Annotated in this window: 15 protein-coding genes; 13 read left to right on the plus strand and 2 right to left on the minus strand. The window is 57.9% G+C overall.

The window, feature by feature from the left end; translation table 11 throughout:
- The first annotated feature begins 36 nt into the window (after positions 1–36).
- Positions 37–1,197 (plus strand): OmpA family protein, encoded by a 1,161-nt coding sequence (locus IIC71_09010; GenBank protein ID MCH7669317.1) that lies wholly within the window; start codon positions 37–39, stop codon positions 1,195–1,197.
- A gap of 124 nt (positions 1,198–1,321) precedes the next feature.
- Here the strand turns inward: IIC71_09010 and IIC71_09015 are convergent, their stop codons facing one another.
- Positions 1,322–2,608: an MFS transporter gene (locus tag IIC71_09015; GenBank protein MCH7669318.1), complete on the minus strand. Its 1,287-nt coding sequence runs from the start codon at positions 2,606–2,608 to the stop codon at positions 1,322–1,324.
- Positions 2,609–2,706: 98 nt separating this feature from the next.
- Between IIC71_09015 and IIC71_09020 the strand changes: the two genes are divergently transcribed.
- From IIC71_09020 to IIC71_09030, 3 genes are all read left to right on the plus strand, one after another.
- Entirely contained in the window at positions 2,707–3,018 is a 312-nt protein-coding gene (locus IIC71_09020) for a phage holin family protein (GenBank protein MCH7669319.1), read from the plus strand.
- A gap of 3 nt (positions 3,019–3,021) precedes the next feature.
- Complete coding sequence (locus IIC71_09025; GenBank protein ID MCH7669320.1) at positions 3,022–3,219, plus strand: hypothetical protein; 198 nt, start codon at positions 3,022–3,024, stop codon at positions 3,217–3,219.
- 403 nt (positions 3,220–3,622) lie between these two features.
- On the plus strand, positions 3,623–4,408 hold the full coding sequence (locus IIC71_09030; GenBank protein ID MCH7669321.1) for a tRNA (adenine-N1)-methyltransferase: 786 nt from the start codon (positions 3,623–3,625) through the stop codon (positions 4,406–4,408).
- A gap of 42 nt (positions 4,409–4,450) precedes the next feature.
- Here the strand turns inward: IIC71_09030 and IIC71_09035 are convergent, their stop codons facing one another.
- On the minus strand, positions 4,451–4,696 hold the full coding sequence (locus tag IIC71_09035; GenBank protein ID MCH7669322.1) for a ferredoxin: 246 nt from the start codon (positions 4,694–4,696) through the stop codon (positions 4,451–4,453).
- 144 nt (positions 4,697–4,840) lie between these two features.
- Here IIC71_09035 and arc point away from each other — a divergent pair, with 144 nt between their 5' ends.
- The 9 genes from arc to IIC71_09080 all read left to right on the plus strand — a co-directional run bounded on the left by arc (position 4,841) and on the right by IIC71_09080 (position 13,499).
- Positions 4,841–6,562 carry a proteasome ATPase gene (gene arc, locus IIC71_09040; GenBank protein MCH7669323.1) on the plus strand — a complete coding sequence of 574 codons (1,722 nt, stop codon included), beginning with the start codon at positions 4,841–4,843 and terminating at the stop codon, positions 6,560–6,562.
- A 4-nt stretch (positions 6,563–6,566) separates the two neighbouring features.
- Positions 6,567–8,054 (plus strand): proteasome accessory factor PafA2, encoded by a 1,488-nt coding sequence (locus IIC71_09045; protein MCH7669324.1) that lies wholly within the window; start codon positions 6,567–6,569, stop codon positions 8,052–8,054.
- On the plus strand, positions 8,041–8,229 hold the full coding sequence (locus tag IIC71_09050) for a ubiquitin-like protein Pup (GenBank protein MCH7669325.1): 189 nt from the start codon (positions 8,041–8,043) through the stop codon (positions 8,227–8,229). Before IIC71_09045 ends, IIC71_09050 begins: the two co-directional genes overlap by 14 nt.
- Before the next feature lie 89 nt (positions 8,230–8,318).
- Entirely contained in the window at positions 8,319–9,029 is a 711-nt protein-coding gene (gene prcB / locus IIC71_09055; GenBank protein MCH7669326.1) for a proteasome subunit beta, read from the plus strand.
- Positions 9,026–9,709 carry a proteasome subunit alpha gene (gene prcA, locus IIC71_09060; protein ID MCH7669327.1) on the plus strand — a complete coding sequence of 228 codons (684 nt, stop codon included), beginning with the start codon at positions 9,026–9,028 and terminating at the stop codon, positions 9,707–9,709. Before prcB ends, prcA begins: the two co-directional genes overlap by 4 nt.
- Positions 9,710–9,748: 39 nt before the next feature.
- A complete protein-coding gene (gene pafA / locus IIC71_09065; GenBank protein ID MCH7669328.1) occupies positions 9,749–11,104 on the plus strand; it encodes a Pup--protein ligase in 1,356 nt (451 codons plus the stop codon).
- Between the two features lie 70 nt (positions 11,105–11,174).
- On the plus strand, positions 11,175–12,098 hold the full coding sequence (locus IIC71_09070) for a WYL domain-containing protein (GenBank protein MCH7669329.1): 924 nt from the start codon (positions 11,175–11,177) through the stop codon (positions 12,096–12,098).
- On the plus strand, positions 12,095–13,054 hold the full coding sequence (locus tag IIC71_09075; protein MCH7669330.1) for a WYL domain-containing protein: 960 nt from the start codon (positions 12,095–12,097) through the stop codon (positions 13,052–13,054). Before IIC71_09070 ends, IIC71_09075 begins: the two co-directional genes overlap by 4 nt.
- 148 nt (positions 13,055–13,202) lie before the next feature.
- Positions 13,203–13,499, plus strand: a complete 297-nt coding sequence (locus IIC71_09080) for a hypothetical protein (protein ID MCH7669331.1) — start codon at positions 13,203–13,205, stop codon at positions 13,497–13,499.
- The last annotated feature ends 43 nt before the right edge of the window (positions 13,500–13,542 follow it).

The following is a 13,542-nucleotide window of genomic DNA, read 5'->3' on the forward strand; positions in this document are numbered from 1 at the left end:
TTGTAGAATCCGTGTCCCGGGTACCATCGGAGCGCAATGTCGCGTCGCGTCAATAAACGATTACAAGAACTCAACACCCGTGGCTCGTCGCGACCTGGGCAGCCTGTCGTAGACGACACCCCGCTTGCATGGCTTCCCTTTATCGCTGCATCGATGACAGGACTGCTCGTCCTTGTTTTGGTGGCTGCCTGGTTCGGAGGAAAATCCGTAGAGGACTCCATCGAGAGCACGCTAGCGGAACAGTTCCTCGAAGCCGGTCTCAAAAACATCTCCGTGACCGCCGATGGTCGCGCAGTTACGGTGTCCGGGGCGGTCGACAACGAGGCGGATGTGGCGGTGGTCGTTGAGATTGCAAAGCGACACCGTCTGAGCCGCACCGTGAGCTTCGAAGATATCCGGATTGTTGTCCCCGCCGGAGAGGGTGGGGACGTGTCCGTCGAGCCGGTGCCCTTCGTTGTGCAATGGGTTGGGTCAGAGGCGACCGTCACCGGCACGATGTCGGACGAATCGGCGTTGGCGTCCGTGCTGGTGACGGTCGATTCCGTGTTTGCAACCGTTGATTCATCAGACCTCGTCGTCCTCACCGGGGTTCCCAGTGAGAGTGAATGGTTGGGAGCAGCGCTGCGCATGCTGACGGAGATCGGCACTCGATTAGATGTCGGGTCTGTGACGGTGAATCGCGACGTCATTGCAGTGTCAGGTGAGTTCGAAGATCGTCAGACTCGGCGCGATGCACGCGACGTTGCTGAGTCGATCGTAGAAGATTCCGTCCTCGATTTCGTGTCCGGCCTCACCGTCAAGGAAGAGCCTCCACCGGTGAAGCAGCAGGTTGTCGAACTGCAAACGACCCTCGACGACCTCATCGCAGGCAAGGTAGTGGAGTTTGAGTTGAATTCCGATGTGTTGACGGATGTCGGTATCGCGCTACTCGATGAAATTCTCGATGCCCTTCGACAATTCCCACTCGTGCCGGTTGAAATCAGCGGTTACGCCGACTCTCAGGGTGAGGCTGAAGCCAACCTTGACCTCTCGCTTCGGAGAGCTCAATCGGTGCTTGACTATCTCGTTGCCGCAGGAGTCGATCCCAAGCTGTTTGAGGTTGTCGGCTACGGTGAGACTCAACCGATTGCTGACAATGCGACCGCAGAAGGCCGCAAGCGAAACCGGCGAATCGAATTCAAAGCCCTGGAGGTGTAGTGCTCGAGCTTGCATCTGAGATCTCAACTTGGATCGTGCTAGCCGCTGCGTTCGGCTTTGGCGTCGGATGGTTTGCGCGGGGCAGGCACCGCCGATCGACATCGCAAGTCCGTAGGCGCAGCCGCTAGGCGCCACCCTTGTCGAACGACATCCTTCCCAGGCGGGTGGGTAGCAACAACAGTCCAGCGACTACGACAGACACAGCCCCGACCGCGTACACCGTGGTCACTCCGATGCGATCCGCAAAGGTCGTTCCAATCATGGTGCCGAGTGGCAGGCTGGCGTACGCCACAGTGCGCGACGCCGCGGTGATACGCCCGAGATACGCTGGCGGCGAGAGTCTCTGACGGGATGTCACGAACGCGATATTTACCATTCCGACGCCGGCAAGAGAGAATCCTGCAGGGATGAATCCAAAGAAACTGTCCATAAGGAGCATGATTGTGAACCCGCTACCCATGAGGATCATCCCGGCAATGAAGAACGTCCCCAGCGGAAGTTTCTTGACCGCTCTGCTGGCACCCAAGAGCAGGACGGTGCCTACCAAGGCCTGAGCTGAGATGAACATTCCGACGGCACCAAGATCTGAGAACAACGGAGACAGCAAGCCGGAAACCGTGAATTCAGGAGCTGCGTTGTCGCGGACATACACCACCAGCAGGGCTTCAAGCGGAGCGAAAACAAAGTTCACAAACGATGCAGCCAACGTTGCGACAACCAGGGGTCTGAGCTTGATGAGTTCTCTGACGCCCGAGATCACGCTCTTGGCGAGGCGTTCGGTCGCGGTCTTTTCGATCCGGTGTGTCGGCCGCACGAACAGCAGGGACAGCGCGGAGACCACGAAGGTCGCGCCCTGGATTCCGAAAGCGAGAGGAAATCCACCCGAGGTCGCGATCAACGCGCCGCCGAGGGCTGGTCCGATGGCGAAGGCGAATGTCCTTGCCAAAGCAAGGTGTGAGTTGATCACCGCCAAATGCCGCGCCGGGATTACGGTTGGTAGCAGTGTCTGCAATCCGCTGTCGAAGAAAACGCTCATGGTGCCGACCGCGAACGCGGCCGCGAACACCGCTGACAGTCCGATCGTTCCCGACGAGGCGCCGAACGCAAGCCACCCGAAGATACCTGCTCTGACGAGATCGGCGCCGATGAGGATCGGTCTGATCCGATAGCGATCAAGAATCGCACCTGCGACCAGACCGAAGAGCACTAGCGGAAGCGTCTCGAGTGCTGCCACCTTGCCTAGGTCGGTTACACGATCTGTAAGAGAGAGGACAAACAGCGGGAGAGTTATGTAGGCGACGTAGTCGCCGAGGAAAGACGCTGCCTGCCCAAGGATAATGGGGTTTGAGTTTCGCTTGCCGCGGACAGAACGTCGCAGGCCGTCCAGTTCTGGCCGATGAACAACACGCATCGAACGCAATTGTAGTCGAGCGTCGCGGTGAGTAGTGGTTTTGCGGTCTTGAAGCGGTTCTGAACACAACGATGCGCTGGTGAGGTAGCCTTGTGCCAATGAACGACCGCTCGGACATCCCAACACTTATTCAAGAGTTCATTCAACTCGCAAAGGATTACCTTCGCCAACGGACGATCGAGCCTGCAAAACGGCTCGGCCGGTATTTCGCGTTCGCGCTTGGCGCGGGGATATCGTTCGCTGTGGCAGGGTTGTTCTTTTCGATCGCGATCCTTCGCGTCATCACGCGTTCGCTGCCCACCGGCCCGTACTGGTCCGCTTTGGCGTATGGCTTGACAGTCCTTGTCGTGGTCGCCACGATCGGTATCGTTGTTTGGCGTACAAGGGTTTCGGAAGGGACGCGGGTGTAACACATGGCAATCTCTCGAGACGACATTGAGGCAAAACTCCAACAGATCGAATCCGCGGTCGACGACACCAGGCAACAGGTCCAGACCAGGACATTCGCGGTCGTTGTTGGCGCCGTTGTCGTCATCGGTCTCGTCTACCTGCTGGGGCGGCGGCGCGGTCGTCGGGCAAAAGGCGCTCGCATCGAGATTTTCCGTCTGTGATACGAGGCTTCTTTTCCGTGTACCGAGGACTGCGGTGGGCGACGCGCGGGATACGTACCGGTAACCACGTCCTCACCGGCGTCGGCGCATTATTGGCGTGGTTTGCGTTCTCTCGGTCGCGAGCAACACATGCCAAGCCCATATATACCAAGGTGCTCGAGCCGGGCGAGTCGATCACCATGAAAGTGGTGCGCGGCAGGTCCGTCACCCAACACACAACGACCGGCTAGTCAGTGCCGAGGAAGACGAGGATGGCGGATGTACCGAAATCGTGAACGGATGATCAAGATAGTGGTGTGGGTCGTTGTCGGCGCCATGGTGTTGTCTATCGCGGCAAGCCTTGCCTCCTTCGGATAACGCCGCCCCGGCGGGCACATCCCCCTTTTCTTTTGGCGACGCATGCATGCTTTATGACCGTAAGGGACGGCGCTACCTCATCGATCTCATCGAGGGTGCGTCGTTTCACTACCACAAGGGTGCTCTCGCTCACGCAGAAATAGTAGGTACGGCGCCCGGCACCACGCTTGCCTCAACACTCAACGCGCCTCTCACGGTTTTGCGACCGAGGCTGGCCGACTACGTCACCAAGATGGGTCGTGGCGCCGCAATCGTGTATCCGAAGGACGTTGGGGCGATCTTGACGTGGGGCGACATCGGGCCCGGCATGACCGTGTTGGAGGCCGGTACCGGGTCGGGGTCTCTGACAATGGCGCTGGCGCGCGCTGTTGGGTCGGGCGGCCATGTCGTCTCGGTCGACCTACGTCAGGATCACCACGACAAAGCAAGAAAACTAATCCGCGGGTTCTTCAACGGGATTCCTCATTGGATCGATCTCATCGTTGGCGATGTTGGGGAAGTTCTGGCAAACACGACACCAGATCGCGTGGTTCTCGATGTGCCCGAACCCTGGCACCAGGTACCTGGCGTGGTCGAGCGCATGCGCCTTGGCGGCGTGTTCTGCTCGTACCTACCCACCATCCCACAGGTGGAGAAGCTGCGCGCTGCAATGGCAGAGACGCGCCGGTTCATTGAAGTGACATCGTTCGAAGTGCTTCACCGCGAGTGGGCTGTGTCAGGCCGCTCGGTCAGACCCGAGCACAGAATGGTTGGTCACACTGGGTTTATCACTGTCGGTCGCACGTTTCGGCCTCTCACGAAGGTCTCGACAGGGTCCGACAAAGATACCTGAGGCTGATTGTCCGGCCGACGCGAGTCGCCGGATCCGAGAGGCCTACGGCTCGATGAAAATGCACTCACCCGGGCATTCTTCTGCGGACTCAACGACAAGGTCGGTTTGCGCATCGCTGAACTCGGCCAGCCCCTTGGCGCCTTCAGCGTTTCCTTCGGCTGCCGCGAAGATCGTGTCACCCTCACGCACATATGCGAGGCCGTCGTCGAGGAGTACGAACACGTCCGGAGCGATTTCCTCACACAAGCCGTCTCCGGTACAAAGATCCTGGTCGATCCAAACTTTCACCGATTCGTCTCCATTGTCGCTAACACTCCATATGGTACCTGCTATTTCGTTGCTGGCGGCCCTTCGCCGCGCTGACTTGTTTGTCGATCTTGCCTACACTGCAAGGTAAGTGCCGATGTCGGCGCAGCCCGAGGAGACGACCGTATGGAACACACCGAGAGGCAACGGAGCGAGTACGCCGCAACCATCCGTGTGCTGGAGGAAGAGATCGTCGTCCTCCGCCGTCGTCTTCAAGACGCCCCACATCGTGTTCGTGTTCTTGAAGAACGAGTCCTCAGGATCGGTGCCGACCTCAACGCGGCGGGCAGCCAGAACCAAAAGCTTGCGGCCGCGCTCGAAGAGACCCGCGAGCAACTTGCAATGCTGCGAGACGAGGTCGAGAAACTAACCGCCCCGCCAAACCCGTTCGGTGTGCTTCTTGCGGTAAACCCGGAGGGCACGGTCGATGTGTTCACCGCAGGGCGCAAGATGCGCGTTAGCGTTGAACCATCGATCGAGGTAAAACAGCTTGAGGTTGGCCAGGAACTCATCTTGAACGAGGCCTTCAACGTCGTTGACGTGCGCCCGTTTTCTCACATTGGCGAGATCGTCACGGTGAAGGAGATTCTGAGCGACAATCGCGTTGTGGTCATGGCTCACGGTGATGAGGAGCAGGTCGTCGACGTTGCCGGGTCGATCGACACCGCTCTCATACGCAGCGGCGACCACGTGCGAATGGACGGCAGAAGCGGATTGATTTTCGAACGAATTCCGCGGCGAAACATCGAGGAGCTGGTTCTCGAAGAGGTTCCCGATATCACCTATGAGCAGATCGGAGGGCTCGGTGATCAGATCGAGATTATCCGCGATGCAGTTGAACTCCCGTACCTGCACAAGGACAAGTTTCGGGAATACGACCTGCAGGCGCCGAAAGGCATCCTGCTCTACGGCCCTCCTGGATGTGGCAAAACGCTGATCGCCAAGGCGGTTGCCAACTCGTTGGCGAAAGCGGTTGCCGAAAAAGAAGGCCTCGACGGGTCTCTTTCGTACTTCCTCAATATCAAGGGACCCGAGCTGCTGAACAAGTACGTTGGTGAGACAGAGCGCCAGATTCGGCTGATTTTTCAGCGAGCAAAGGAAAAGTCGGACGAAGGCGTCCCGGTCATCGTTTTCTTTGACGAAATGGATTCGCTGTTCCGCACTAGAGGCACCGGGATCTCGTCCGATGTGGAATCTACGATCGTCCCGCAGTTGCTTTCCGAACTTGATGGCGTGGAAAGCCTCAAGAATGTCATCGTTATCGGCGCATCGAACCGAGAAGACCTCATCGACCCTGCGATCTTGCGTCCGGGCAGGCTCGATGTGAAGATCAAGATATCGCGTCCCGATGAGGATGCTGCCAAGAAAATTTTCTCGATATACATCGATGAACAACTACCGTTTGACCGCGACGAGCTGGAGGAGTCCGGCGGCTCCAAAGCGGAACATATTGCCGCGATATCTACAAGCGTCGTTGAACAGATGTACTCAACCAGCGACGAGAACCGCTTCCTTGAGGTGAGGTACGCCAACGGCGACAAGGAGGTTCTGTATTTCAAGGACTTCGCAAGCGGGGCAATGATTGAGAACATTGTCCGACGTGCGAAAAAGGATGCCATCAAACGGGAGATCGCGGGTGGCAGTCTCGGATTGAAGTATGACGACTTTGAAGCCGCGGTGAAACAGGAGTTCCGCGAGCACGAGGATCTGCCAAACACGACAAATCCCGACGATTGGGCTCGAATCTCCGGGAAAAAAGGTGAGCGAATCGTGTACGTGCGCACGCTGATCGAGGGTGCCGGCGACAACAAGACGATCGAGGCTGTGCGGCCCGGACAGTATTTGTAGCGACATGCGACCCGCGATCGTGATCGGTACTGAAACTGAATTCGGAATCGCGGGACGGGTCGATCCAGATTTCAATCCTGTGCTTGCCTCAACTCACGTCGTGAACGCTCAGGTTGGCAGTCGGCGACCGATCCGATGGTCATTCGAAGAAGAGTCGCCGGGACTCGATTTGCGTGGTTACGGCACATCAGATTCTTATCCGTTCGATTTTGAAAGCGGCCTTGTCAGCACGGTGTTGACGTCCGGCGCACGTTTCTATGTCGATCATGCACATCCGGAATTTTCATCACCCGAAACTACTAACCCTTATGACGCAGCTCTGTACGACAAAGCTGGCGAGCAGGTGGTTCATCTCGCCGCCAAGCAGGCGTCAAAGCTTTTCGGTGTCGAGGAGTATCGAATCCATAAGAACAACTCTGACGGTCACAGCAGCTCGTACGGTTGGCACGAGAACTACCTCGTCACGCGTGCCATTCCCTTTGACACAATTGTGGACCATCTGACGGGCTTTCTCGTGTCGCGTGCCATCATTGCGGGCGCCGGCAAGCTGGGCAGCGAACATGGGCGACCCCATGTGCAGTACCAGATCAGTCAGCGGGCGGACTTCTTTGAGGAGCGCGTCGGCTTGGAAACAACGCTGAAGCGCCCCATTATCAATACCCGGGACGAGCCGCATGCTGACCCCGCGAAGTATCGACGACTCCACCTAATTCTTGGTGACGCCACGCTATCAGAGGTACAGACCTTTCTGAAAGTCGGCACCGCAGCCCTGTTTTTGGCATGTCTCGAAGATGACGCTCTCGGGGAACCGCTCGTCCTTGCTGATCCAGTCGCAGCGTTCCGGGCGATAAGCCGCGATCCCACTCTTGATTGCAAGGTGACGCTTGCTGACGGGCGCGAAATGACAGCGCTCGAAATGCAGCGAACCTACCTCGGCTATCTGGATTCGTATGTCCGGTCTACGGACCTCCATGTTTCGTTCGCTGACGTAATCACTGAGTGGAGTGCGGTTCTCGACGATCTCTCCGTTGATCCGTTGCTCACCGCGGACCGTCTTGACTGGACCGCAAAACTTGCGTTACTCAACCATTTCCGACACCGGCAAGGCCTATCATGGGACGATCCGAAGCTGGCGCTCGTTGCCTTGCAGTATCACGATGTCGATCCGTCTCGCGGCCTGTCTCACAAGCTTGTCGTGTCGGGGCGTCTGCGCCGGCTTTTCACCGATGAGCAGGTTCTGCGCGCATGTTCACAACCTCCTCGCGATACACGGGCGTACTTCAGAGGCGAGTGCATCCGTATGTATGGCGAGTCCATCGTGTCTGCAAACTGGGACTCTCTGGTGTTCGAAGTAGGGGCAGACACGCTACAGCGGGTGCCTATGATGGAACCGCTCCGTGGAACTAAAGAGCTTGTTGGGACCATTCTCGAAGAGAGCGAATCCCCGGCCGACCTTATCAAAGCACTTGGAGGTGGCGATGACGGATCGTGAACAGTGGCAAAAAAAGCGGGCGGACAGAACTGAGGCCCAGGAGGACACCCAGCCGGCTTCTACCGGACAAGATGTGACCGATCAGATCGACGATCTCCTTGAGGAGATCGACTCAGTTCTCGAGGAGAACGCCGAGGAATTCGTCAAGAACTACGTCCAGAAAGGCGGAGAGTGACACCGAACGACTCGGACCTCGCAAAGGGAGTGCCTGCGCTGGGCTCGCATCTTGACGCCAGCTTTCTCGCGCTCCTCGACAGGTACGGCATGACCCCTTCCTGGACGATGTCCGGGAGTCCCGACGTGTCGTCTGTACCAGAGGCTACAACGATTCTCGCTCTCAAATACGCTGGTGGCGTGGTGATGGCAGGTGATCGGCGTGCAACGGCGGGGAACGTCATTGCGCACACCAAGATGAAGAAGGTGTACGCTGCCGACGAATTTTCCGCGGTGGCGATTTCTGGGACCGCCGGCATGGCGATCGAACTCATCAAACTCTTCCAGACCGAGTTGGAGCACTACGAGAAGATCGAGGGCATGCGTCTTTCGCTCGAAGGCAAGGCGAATTATCTTGCCCGGATGGTGCGTGGGAACCTGTCTCTGGCGTTTCAAGGCCTTGTCATCGTTCCTCTCTTCTGCGGGTTCGATGAACTGGCGGCCGAGGGTCGATTGTTCACGTTCGATGTCGTTGGCGGACGCTACGAAGAGGACGACTATGCCACTACCGGCTCTGGTGGGCACGAAGCGCGGGCGTTTATCAAAAGCGTGTACCGCGCGGACGCAACCGAGGACGCTGCGGTACGGTGGGCGGTGGAGGCTCTTGTCGCCGCCGCCGAGGAGGATGCGGCAACCGGTGGACCTGATGTCCGCCGCGGTATCTTTCCGACCGTTGTTGTTGTTGACAAGGACGGCTTCCGCGCCGTTGACGATCAAACGTTGGCGCCGATCGCGGCTGAGATCTTGGATGGGCGCCCATGAGCATACCGATGTATGTCCCGCCGGAACAACTGATAAACGACCGCGCAGACTTCGCCAAGAAGGGCATCGACCGGGGCCGCCCGATCGCCACTATTCAGTACGCCGACGGTATCTTGCTTTTCGGAGAAAACCCCTCGGCGACGCTCCACAAAATCAGCGAAATCTATGACCGGATTGCGTTCGCAGCCGTTGGTAGGTTTAACGAGTTCGAGGCGCTGAGGGTTGCAGGTGTGAGATACGCCGATGTTAAGGGGTATAACTATCACCGCGAAGACGTGACCGCCCGCGGTCTGGCGAATGGTTATGCCCAAACTCTCGGTCAGATTTTTACGCACGAGGTCAAACCGTACGAGGTGGCTCTGGTTGTTGCTGAAGTGGGTCTCGAAGCCTCAAGCGATGTCATGTATCGAGTTCAGTTCGACGGCACTCTGATTGATGTGGCCAATTTTACCGCAATGGGTGGTTCCGAAGATGCACTCGTTGCCGCGCTTGGGGAGACCTACGACAAGACAGCGGATCTCGGCGAGGCGGTCAAACGTACGGCAACCGCCATCACAGGTCTAGAGGAGCGGACCGTGGCTCCTGAACACTGGGAGGCCGCGATTTTGGACCGCACGCTGAGCCGGCGCGTGTTTCGACGCCTCACGACCAAAGAGATCTGCGGTTTCATCGACGCGTAAACGGCACGCAAGCCGGTACGAGTGGGTACGCTTGATAGCGTGAAGCGACGTATCTTTGGAATCGAAAACGAATACGGTGTCACGTGTACGTTGGCGGGCCAGCGAAGGCTTTCGCCCGACGAGGTTGCCCGTTATCTATTCCGTAGGGTGGTGAGCTGGGGTCGTTCATCGAACGTGTTTCTCGAAAACGGCGCCCGGCTGTACCTCGACGTCGGTTCGCATCCCGAGTACGCAACGCCAGAATGTGACTCGTTGCTCGATGTTGTGATCCATGACAGGGCTGGCGAGCGCATACTTGATCGGCTCGTCGAATCCGGCGAGCAGCGTCTTGAGGACGAGGGGATTCGTGGAACGATCTATCTCTTCAAAAACAACACAGATTCAGCGGGAAACTCGTACGGTTGTCACGAGAACTACCTCGTTAGCCGTCACGATGATTTCCAGAAGACAGTTGACGTTCTCATCCCTCACATGGTGAGCCGCCAGATATACATCGGGGCGGGAAAGCTGCTGATGACCACGAGAGGACCCAGGTTCTCTATCTCGCAGAGAGCCGAGCACATCTGGGAGGGTGTCTCGTCGGCCACCACGAGATCGCGACCCATCATCAACACGAGGGACGAGCCGCACGCTGACGCTGAGCGGTACCGGCGGCTGCACGTCATTGCAGGCGACTCGAACATGTCCGAGTACGCCACCTACGTGAAGATGGGGGTGACGGCAGCGATCTTGCAAATGATCGAGGATGGTGTTGTGTTCAGGGATCTAACGCTGGAGAACCCGATTCGAGCGATTCGCGAAATTTCACACGACCCGACGTGCCGTCAACGTGTCAGACTGGCGAACGGCCGTGAGCTGTCTGCGCTCGACATGCAATGGGAATACCTCGAACGCGCCATGCGCCATGCTTCATCGAGCGGCTTCCCAGCGGAAACGCAACGTGCGGTCGACATGTGGGAGACGCTGCTTACAGGTTTAGAGAAAGACCCCATGTCTCTCGACAGGGAGTGCGACTGGGTTGCAAAGTACAAACTCCTTGACCGGTATGCGGCTAAACACAACCTGCCGTTGTCGTCTGGCAAACTGGCCATGATCGATCTGGCCTACCACGACGTCAATCAAAAACGTGGTTTGTACTACCTTCTGCAACGCAGGCACATGGTCGAGAGAATTATTACGGACGAGGCCGTGGCGAAAGCGATGGTTACTCCGCCCCAGACAACGCGAGCAAAACTCAGGGGCGAGTTCATAAGGGCCGCAAAGGCTGCAAAACGCGATTTCACCGTTGACTGGGTACACCTGAAACTCAACGACCAGGCGCAGCGGACGGTGCTGTGCAAGGATCCCTTTCGGGCCGTCGATGAGAGAGTCGAGAAACTGATCGCAGCGCTGTAAGGGGCGGGCTGTCGCGGCCTCGCGTTCCAGGGTGCTTCCGGGACCCCTCGGCGTTCGATAGGCTCTGAGTATGCAAAAAGTGGTCGAACGCATTCTCAACCTGTTGGCATTTCTGCTCACCTCTGATCGCCCGATAACCGCCGATGAAATACGCCATACCGTTGCGGGATACGACCGGGACAACGACGACGCGTTTCGGAGGATGTTCGAACGCGATAAGGACCTGTTGCGTACGTTGGGGGTCCCGCTGAAAATGCAAGCGACGGACGCTTGGGAGGTCGAGTCGGGGTATGTGGTTCCAAGCGACGAGTACGCAATGTTCGACATCGATCTCGACGAAGACGAACGGGTTGCGTTGATGTTGGCTCGTCAGGCAGTCCTCATGGGCGGGACGGCACAGGCGTTCGAGCCATTGCTGAAGCTGGGCGGTCTGCCGGCTCTTGCGTCAAGCGAGCCGTTTGCTGCTGATCTCGCTCTCGACAATGAGATTGTCGCCACGATATTCGAGGCTACCACTCAACGACTGTACGTGGACTTTCGATACCACCACTCGGACCGTAGGTTCGCGTCGTACGGCCTGGTACACAGGCGCGGCAACTGGTACACAGTCGGGTCAGAACTTGGAAGTGAGGCGTTAAAGGCTTTTCGCATCGACAGGATCGAGTCTGGGGTAGCGCTGACATCTGAGAAATTTGATCGGCCACTCGCCGTTAAGGTGTCCGACGCTATTCCGGGAGCTCCTTGGGAGGCGGGCGGAGATGATCTAGTAGCAACTGTGTGTTTTGATCCGGATCTCGCCTGGTGGGCAGAGCGGCAGCTCACCGACCGTGCAATCACTACTCGCACCGAGAGCGGTGGTCTGCGTTGCGAGATCCCGGTCCATAACGTCGACGCGTTCTTTGCGTGGATGATTGACTTCCAAGACAAGGCTGTCATCGAAGGTCCGCCAGATCTTCGATCCCAATTTGTCGATCTGATCCGGGGTGTGCAATGAGCAGCGAGAAGACGGTACGCAGGCTCTTCCGCATCCTGTCGATGCTCCCTTGGGTGATTGCCAACCCAGGTTGCACCGTCGCCGCGGTGATCGAGAGGTTCGGCTACTCATCTGTTCGGCAACTCACCAGCGACCTGGATCTCGTGTTTGTGTGCGGGTTGCCCGGGTACGGGCCTGGTGACTTGATGGTGGCGTACATCGACGATGACGAAGTGGTCGTGGATTTCGCCGGCTACTTTTCACGGCCAATCCGCCTTACCCCACCGGAGGCGCTGCAAATGATCGGTGCCGGCCGCGCCGTGCTTTCCGCCGGCTCTGCCCCCGCTGCCCTTGAGTCAGCCGTGAGAAAGCTGGAAAACCTGGTATTTAGCGATGTAGATCAGATGCTGACAATCGATCTCTCCGAACCCCCACTTCTCGATGAGTTACGTGGAGCGATTGAAACAAACAGCGTTGTCCGTATTCAATACACTGCCATTGGCACCGGAGAGAAGACGACCCGTGATATCGAACCCTGGCAGGTGTACTCAGCTTCAGGCAACTGGTACTTAACTGCGTGGTGCCGTCGTGCGGATGCCGAGCGAGTTTTTCGCGTCGACCGTATCCGCAGCGTTGCCGACGTTGCGGACACCGCCACCGCAGAACCGAAAATCGGCAGCGAACCGGTCCGATACACTCCAAACGTTGGCGATTGCATTGCAACGATTCGTCTGACAGAACGTGGAAGGTGGGTCGCGCAGTACTACCCGGTGGACGTTGTCGAGGACACCGGCGAGAGCGTGGTTGTGAATTTGTCGACACACGACCCGAGTGTTGCAGCAAAACTTCTGATCAGACTCGGAATCCATGCGGAACTTCTCGCGGGCGAACGCGTGGCCGCCGCGTACGGTGATCTGCGCCGAAGCATACTTTCGCGATACCCGGAATCCGCAGTTCTCGACGACACAGTGGACTGACCGGGGAGCGCTCGTCGCCATCACAGTTCTCGGCGGCAGGAAGTCGGGAACTAGCCAGATTGGACTACGCCGCAAATAGTCATTCAGCCTTTTTTCGCGGTGCCGATGGTGAAGGGGACAGTACGGGCACACTGCGAGGCTAAGACTGATGACAACAATTCGTACGACCTGCAACCGCTGCGGCGATGTCGAACTTACGACTTCGGATATCGGCTTGGAGCTGACCGCTGAAAGGTCCACGGGCAGCTATCGCTTCGAGTGTCCGTTCTGCAGCTCTATCCAGCGGCGGCCTGCTAACCACCGAGTTGTGAGCATCCTTCTTGCGACCGGCGTGACGTTTGAATTCGTGACACCCGAAACCGAGACGATCACGGAGGACGAGATCGAAGAGTTCGTCAGATCGCTTGACGATGACGGATGGTTCTCGGAAATCGCCGCGTCGTAGAGACTCGCAACCAAGACGTGAAGAGAACCTCCGCAGGTGCGGG

It is taken from the genome of Acidobacteriota bacterium (assembly GCA_022562055.1).
Classification (GTDB): domain Bacteria; phylum Actinomycetota; class Acidimicrobiia; order Spongiisociales; family UBA5794; genus BMS3BBIN02.

What these genes read in the sequence shown, in the direction of transcription:
- IIC71_09015 (MCH7669318.1), bottom strand. Translation starts at nt 2,608, where the DNA reads ATGCGTGTTGTTCATCGGCCAGAACTGGACGGCCTGCGACGTTCTGTC.
- prcB (MCH7669326.1), top strand. Translation starts at nt 8,319, where the DNA reads ATGACCCCTTCCTGGACGATGTCCGGGAGTCCCGACGTGTCGTCTGTA.
- arc (MCH7669323.1), top strand. Translation starts at nt 4,841, where the DNA reads ATGGAACACACCGAGAGGCAACGGAGCGAGTACGCCGCAACCATCCGT.
- prcA (MCH7669327.1), top strand. Translation starts at nt 9,026, where the DNA reads ATGAGCATACCGATGTATGTCCCGCCGGAACAACTGATAAACGACCGC.
- IIC71_09030 (MCH7669321.1), top strand. Translation starts at nt 3,623, where the DNA reads ATGCTTTATGACCGTAAGGGACGGCGCTACCTCATCGATCTCATCGAG.
- IIC71_09080 (MCH7669331.1), top strand. Translation starts at nt 13,203, where the DNA reads ATGACAACAATTCGTACGACCTGCAACCGCTGCGGCGATGTCGAACTT.
- IIC71_09070 (MCH7669329.1), top strand. Translation starts at nt 11,175, where the DNA reads ATGCAAAAAGTGGTCGAACGCATTCTCAACCTGTTGGCATTTCTGCTC.
- IIC71_09045 (MCH7669324.1), top strand. Translation starts at nt 6,567, where the DNA reads ATGCGACCCGCGATCGTGATCGGTACTGAAACTGAATTCGGAATCGCG.
- IIC71_09025 (MCH7669320.1), top strand. Translation starts at nt 3,022, where the DNA reads ATGGCAATCTCTCGAGACGACATTGAGGCAAAACTCCAACAGATCGAA.
- IIC71_09020 (MCH7669319.1), top strand. Translation starts at nt 2,707, where the DNA reads ATGAACGACCGCTCGGACATCCCAACACTTATTCAAGAGTTCATTCAA.
- IIC71_09075 (MCH7669330.1), top strand. Translation starts at nt 12,095, where the DNA reads ATGAGCAGCGAGAAGACGGTACGCAGGCTCTTCCGCATCCTGTCGATG.
- IIC71_09050 (MCH7669325.1), top strand. Translation starts at nt 8,041, where the DNA reads ATGACGGATCGTGAACAGTGGCAAAAAAAGCGGGCGGACAGAACTGAG.
- IIC71_09010 (MCH7669317.1), top strand. Translation starts at nt 37, where the DNA reads ATGTCGCGTCGCGTCAATAAACGATTACAAGAACTCAACACCCGTGGC.